This is a genomic window from Streptomyces sp. NPDC054956 (genome assembly GCF_053609185.1).
Genome location: NZ_JBSGXB010000415.1, coordinates 1 through 5,600, shown reverse-complemented (window position 1 = coordinate 5,600; position 5,600 = coordinate 1). Strand labels below are relative to the sequence as shown.

The 5,600-nt window shown below is 75.0% G+C and carries 7 protein-coding genes; 4 read left to right on the top strand and 3 right to left on the bottom strand.

Features of this window, described 5'->3' with window-relative positions; translation table 11 throughout:
• Positions 1-166 precede the first annotated feature (166 nt).
• Complete coding sequence (locus tag ACWGDE_RS35535) at positions 167-817, bottom strand: NAD(P)-dependent oxidoreductase (RefSeq protein ID WP_453393198.1); 651 nt, start codon at positions 815-817, stop codon at positions 167-169.
• A 69-nt stretch (positions 818-886) separates the two neighbouring features.
• Here ACWGDE_RS35535 and ACWGDE_RS35530 point away from each other — a divergent pair, with 69 nt between their 5' ends.
• Positions 887-1,492 (top strand): TetR/AcrR family transcriptional regulator, encoded by a 606-nt coding sequence (locus ACWGDE_RS35530; RefSeq protein WP_453393197.1) that lies wholly within the window; start codon positions 887-889, stop codon positions 1,490-1,492.
• 4 nt (positions 1,493-1,496) lie between these two features.
• Here the strand turns inward: ACWGDE_RS35530 and ACWGDE_RS35525 are convergent, their stop codons facing one another.
• The gene (locus tag ACWGDE_RS35525) at positions 1,497-2,408 is read right to left on the bottom strand and encodes a carbohydrate kinase family protein (RefSeq protein ID WP_453393196.1); all 912 of its coding nucleotides are present in this window, start codon (positions 2,406-2,408) and stop codon (positions 1,497-1,499) included.
• A 74-nt stretch (positions 2,409-2,482) separates the two neighbouring features.
• On the opposite strand from ACWGDE_RS35525, the gene ACWGDE_RS35520 reads away from it, so the two are divergent.
• Positions 2,483-2,914 (top strand): Rieske (2Fe-2S) protein, encoded by a 432-nt coding sequence (locus ACWGDE_RS35520; protein WP_453393195.1) that lies wholly within the window; start codon positions 2,483-2,485, stop codon positions 2,912-2,914.
• A gap of 22 nt (positions 2,915-2,936) precedes the next feature.
• On the opposite strand, the gene ACWGDE_RS35515 is transcribed toward ACWGDE_RS35520, so the two are convergent.
• Entirely contained in the window at positions 2,937-3,890 is a 954-nt protein-coding gene (locus ACWGDE_RS35515) for a hypothetical protein (protein ID WP_453393194.1), read from the bottom strand.
• A 240-nt stretch (positions 3,891-4,130) separates the two neighbouring features.
• Here ACWGDE_RS35515 and ACWGDE_RS35510 point away from each other — a divergent pair, with 240 nt between their 5' ends.
• The gene (locus ACWGDE_RS35510) at positions 4,131-4,772 is read left to right on the top strand and encodes a papain-like cysteine protease family protein (protein WP_453393193.1); all 642 of its coding nucleotides are present in this window, start codon (positions 4,131-4,133) and stop codon (positions 4,770-4,772) included.
• Between the two features lie 19 nt (positions 4,773-4,791).
• Positions 4,792-5,598, top strand: a complete 807-nt coding sequence (locus ACWGDE_RS35505) for a hypothetical protein (protein ID WP_453393192.1) — start codon at positions 4,792-4,794, stop codon at positions 5,596-5,598.
• The last annotated feature ends 2 nt before the right edge of the window (positions 5,599-5,600 follow it).

The window sequence follows — 5,600 nt, the reverse complement described above, 5'->3', positions numbered from 1 at the left end:
GCCCCAGGGGTCTGGGCGCAGCCCGGGTCCCACGGGTCAGGGCAGAGCCCTGGGAACGGCGGAAGGGCGGCTAGGGGACGAGCCCCGCGCAGCGGGACGCGGGGCGAAGATCCGGAAGGCGGGCGGAGCCCGGGCGCGTGCGTGCCTGGGCGCTGCCCGGGCGGGGCTACGCGGCGATGCCGATCGCGTGGCCGGCCGTCGTGGGGTCGGACAGGGTCGTCAGGAGGGCGTCCGCGACGTCCGCGCGGGAGATGACCTTGCCGCCCGGGACGTTCGCGTCCACCGCCCGCCGGTACGCCCCGGTGCGCGGCCGGTTCAGCAGCCGCGGCGGGCGGACCACCGTCCACCGCGTGCCGCTCGCGGCGATCGCCGCCTCCATCACGGCGAGGTCCGCGTACAGGTCGCGCAGCGCCCATCGCAGCAGCGGGTAGAACACCAGCCGGGTGAGGGCGCCGTCCTCCGGCCCGTCCGGGGCCACCGGCGCCGCGCTGACCGCCGAGAGGCGGCTCACCCCGGCCCGGTCCATCGCCGAGACGATCGACCGCAGGGCCGGGCCCGCGATCGGGGTGAGCTTGGCCTGCTTGTTGTTGGCGGCTCCGAGCGCGGAGACGACCGCCTCCCGGCCCTCGACCACCGCGAGCAGCGCGTCCTCGTCCGTCAGGTCGCGGACCACCGCCACCCGCAGCCGGTCGTGCGCCGGCACCTCCAGCCGCGCGGGGTCGCGTACGACCGCCGTCACCTCGTGGCCCGCGTCGAGCGCCTGGCGGACGACCTCGTGGCCGACCCCGCCCGTGGCTCCGAACACCGTGATCCTCATCTTGGCTCCCGCATCCCGAACGTGGGTGGGTGAGTATTCACTCACCCCTGCTTCCGCTAGGGTGAGTGAATGCTCACCTCGAAGTCAAGCCGGCCCACCCCGGAGCGCCTCCTGGACGCCGCCGAGACCCTGATGCGCACCAGCGGCCTGGCCAACGCCACCACCAAGGCCATCGCCCGCGAAGCCGGCTGCTCGGAGGCCGCGCTCTACAAGTACTTCGCGAACAAGGAAGAGCTGTTCGTGCGCGTGCTGATGGAGCGCCGCCCCAGCGCCGGGCCGATGATGGCGGCGCTCACCACCGATCCCGGGGAGCAGCCGGTCGAGGAGCGGCTGGCCGAGATCGCCCGCCACGCCTCGCTCTTCTACGCCGACGCCATGCCCATGGCGGCCTCGCTCTTCGCGGACCCCGTCCTGCTCACCCGCCACCGCGAGGGCGTACGGAGCATCGGCGCGGGCCCGCACATCGTGCTGGAGGCCCTGGTCGGCCACCTGGTCCGGGAACACGAGCGGGGCAGGCTGCGCCCCGACGCCGACCCGCGGGCCGCCGCCGCCCTGCTGCTCGGGGCCTGCTTCCAGCGGGCCTTCTTCCTGCACTTCTCCGGCCCCGACACGGTCGACCCGGTCGAGGACTTCGCCCCGGCCCTGGCCAGGACCGTGTGGGCGGCGCTGCGCTGAGGCGTCAGAGCTCGGCCGCGTACGGCGGCTCCGCGCCCGCCCGCGTGCAGGTCAGCGCGGCCGCGCGGGCGGCGTAGGAGAGCACCCCGGGCCAGTCCACCGGGCCCGCGCCGCCCGCGCCGCCGCCGGTCCCGTCGGCCGTGCCGCCCGTGCCGCCCGAAAGCCGGTGCAGCAGCGCCGCGTTCACGGTGTCGCCCGCGCCGATCGTGTCCACCACCTCGACCCGGCGGGCGGGCACCGAGTGCTCCTCGCCCTCCCGGGTCCAGACCGTCAGGCCCCCCGCGCCCCGGGTGAGCACCACCGCCGAGGGGCCCGCCGCCAGCCAGTCGCCGACCCGGCCGCCCAGCCACGCCGCGTCCTCCTCCGACAGCTTCAGCACGCGCACGTACGGCAGCCAGGACAGGAACCGGGCCCGGTAGGCCGCGGGGTCGGCGATCAGCGCGGGCCTGATGTTGGGGTCGAGCAAGGTCAGCAGCCCGCGCCCGGACTCCCGGCGCAGCAGGGCCTCGTACGCGCTCGCCCCCGGCTCCAGCACCAGCGAACAGGTGCCGAGCGCGAGGGCCCGTACCCCCGCCGGGAGCTCCGGCGGCAACCGGAACAGCCGGTCGGCCGTGCCCTCGACGTAGAACTCGTACGCCGCCGAGCCGTCCGGGGCCAGCGAGGGCACCGCGAGCGTGGTGGGCTCCGGCCCGCGCTGGACCAGGGAGAGGTCCACCCCGGCCGCGCCCAGCCCCGCGAGCAGCGAGGTGCCGAAGCCGTCGGTCGAGACCCGGGAGCAGAAGGCGACCCGGGCTCCGAGCCGGCCCAGCGCGAGCGCGGTGTTGTACGGTCCGCCGCCCGGCCGGGGCAGCAGGGCACCCGGCGGCTCCGCGACGGGCACCAGGTCGATCAGGGCTTCTCCACCGACGACGATCACGCGGGGGAAGGTACCCCATCGGGCTTGGGTATCGTCGGGTGGACCCAGCCCCACCAGCACCCCCGGAGAACCGCATGTCCGCGTCGCAGTCCGCCGCCCGCCGTACCGTACTCAAGGGCGCCGCCGCGCTCGCCGGGGCAGTCGGCGCCGGAGCGACCCTCGCGGCCTGCTCCACCGAGACCAACAGCGGCAACGGCAGCCCCGCGGTCCCGGCCGCGCCCGTCGAGCTGGGCGCGGCGGCCGAGGTGCCCGTCGGCGGCGCCAAGCTGTTCCGCGAGAAGAAGATCGTGGTCAGCTGCCTGGAGGCGGGACAGTACAAGGCCTTCAGCGCCCAGTGCACCCACGCCGGCTGCGTCCTGGACAAGATCGTCAAGGGCGAGGGCAACTGCCCCTGCCACGGCAGCCGTTTCGACGTGACCACGGGCAAGGTCGTCCAGGGCCCGGCGACCGACCCGCTCCCGGAGGTCCCGGTCAAGGCGGAGAACGGCAAGCTCATCGCGGGCTGACCGGCGCCCCCGCCCGCGCGGCTCAGTCCCAGTCCCAGGCGATGCCCAGGATGCCGCGGCGGACTCCCTGCTCCACCAGGTGGACGGCGCGGTGCGGGCCGCTCGGGTTCAGGTCCGCCAGCTTTCCGCGCGGTGCGTCCGGGCCGCTGCGGGTGAAGCGGCGGCAGCGGACCGGCAGTGCGGCCTCGTCGAAGCGGACCTGGAGCACGTACTGGCCGCCCGTGTAGCTGAAGCCGCGTACGTACTCGGCGCTGCGGCCGCCGGTCCCGTCCTCGAAGCCGTAGCCGAAGACGTACGTGTCCCCGGCGCGCAGCCGGGCGTCGAAGAGGAGCTCGGCGACGACCACCTCGGCCTCGGGATGGCGGCGGATCCGCCCGGTCCGGCAGTTCTCGTCGGCCCGGACCCGGATGCGCGCCGGATCGCAGCCCGGATCGCCGTGGTGGACGGCGACGTACCGGTCGACCCCGTCGCGGTGGGCCCGTACGACGTGCTGGGACTCGCGGCCCAGCAGTTCCCCGGCGGGCCCGATCCGCACCCGCTCGTGGTGGCCGACGGTGTGCAGGCCGCCGTCGGCGGGCAGTTCCATGCCGGCCAGCAGCGTCTCCACGACCGCGCCCACGCTGAACAGCGCCCGGTACGAACGCGCCGGCGGCCGGGCCGTCTCGGGAGCGGCCGGGTCCGGCCCGTCCAGCAGCCGCAGCAGGGTCCCCCCGGGCAGTTCGAGGATCTCCTCCAGGGCCCGTACGGCCTTCAGGGACTCGGCGCGGCGCGGCCGCCGGGCGCCCTGCTGCCAGTAACTGAGGCTGGTGACCCCGAGCTTGATGCCGCGGGCGGCGAGCCGGTGCTGGACCCGGTGCAGGGGCAGCCCGCGGGCGGTGAGGGCGGCGCGCAGCGCGAGGTGGAAGGGCCCGGTGCGCAGCAGCCGGGGCAGGTCCGCGGCGCTGTCCGAGAAGGTGCCGTCCGCACTCGACCGCATGGCGGCTCCTCCTGTGAACGTTCACGCGACGAGGCGCGGGCGGTGCCGCGGGCGACGTGCGGGGCCGGGGTGGGTCCAGGTGGACCGACGGCGGGCCGTTCACACTTCGGCCCCACCGTTCACACCGCGATGTCACGCCGTATTGAAGCGTGTTGACCTGTTCCCGACAACACCCTGATGCTCCTCCTCAGCGTCCGGACGCGCTCCTCCACCCCCACTCCCCACCTCGGGAGGAACGCGATGCGCAACAGAACCCGGCGGCTTTCCCTCGCCGCCGTCGTCACCGCCCTGCTCCTCGCCCTGCCCACCGGTACCGCCACCGCCGTCGACACCGGTACGGGCACGGCCTCCGCGACCACCGCGACCGCCGCGGCGCCCACGACCGCCGAGGGCGCGGCCCTGGCGTCCAAGCGGCTCAACATCACCATGCAGGCCCAGCAGAAGACCAACTGGTGCTGGGCCGCCTCCGGCAACACCATCGCCACCTGGTTCGGCCGCACCTACAGCCAGAACCAGTTCTGCAACGCCGCCTTCAACCGCCAGCAGGGCTACGACTGCCCCAACAACCAGGCCACCCTCGGCAACGTGCAGACCGCCCTGCGCTGGGCCGGCATCAACTCCGGCTCCTACGTCAACGGCTGGCTCCAGTACTCCACCGTGCAGACCGAGATCAACGCCAACCGGCCGGTCGAGACCCGCATCCAGTGGTCCAACGGCGGCGGCCACATGCACGTCGTCTACGGCTACGACACCGCGAACAGCTGGGTGTACTGGGGCGACCCGTGGCCTTCCAGCGACCGCTACAACTGGGCCTCGCACGCCTGGTACGTGGACAACAGCACCTTCTCCTGGACCCACTCGCTCTACCGGATCGGGGCGTGACCTCATGGCTTCCCGCCTCATGACTTCCCGCCTCGTGAACGGCCGTCTCGCCGCCGCCGCCGTCGCCGGTGCCGCCGTGTTCGCCCTGGTCCCCACCCAGGCGACCGCCGCCCCCGTCCCGCAGCCCCGGAGCGCCACCGCCGAGAACCGGGCCGCCGCCGCGCAGGCGGCCGCGGCCCCCGACACGCTCGCCACCCTGTCCCGCTTCTTCGCCCGCGAGGGCAAGGTCTCGCTCGCGGCCGCCCGGCCCCGGATCGAGGGCGAGGCGATCCCGGTGAACCACCTGTCGCCGGACTTCGTCGCCGGGAAGGCGGGCGCTCCCGTGGCCCGGCTGGAGTTCCTCGCCAGCAAGGCCGTCTCCTCGGACGGCCAGATGGCCGCCCTGTGGACCGCGCAGACCGAAGCGGGCTGGCAGGTGGTGAACATCGCCACCGGGGACGACGAGTTCCGCTACGCCCGGCTCGGCGCGGAGAAGCTCCCCGGAGGAACGGTGTTCCGGGAGCCCCAGATCGACGCCTGGTACGTGGCCGGCGGCGAGCGCGTGCTGCCGCTGGACGAGGACGCGACGGCGGCCGTGGGCGAGCGGGGCACCAGCCTGGCCGCCTACCGGTCGAGGGTCGTGAAGGCGTACGGGGACAAGCTCCCCGGCTCCGCCTACGCCAGGTCCGGGAAGGCGGGCGGCTTCGCCCCCACGGAAGCCGCGGCCGGGTCCGGCACGGCGGACGGACTGCTGCCGGTCGGTGCCGGAGCCGTGGCTCTGGCGCTGGGCGCGGCCGGCCTGGCGGCCGTGCGGCGCTCCCGGCGACAGCGGGTGGTGCGGGCGTAGCC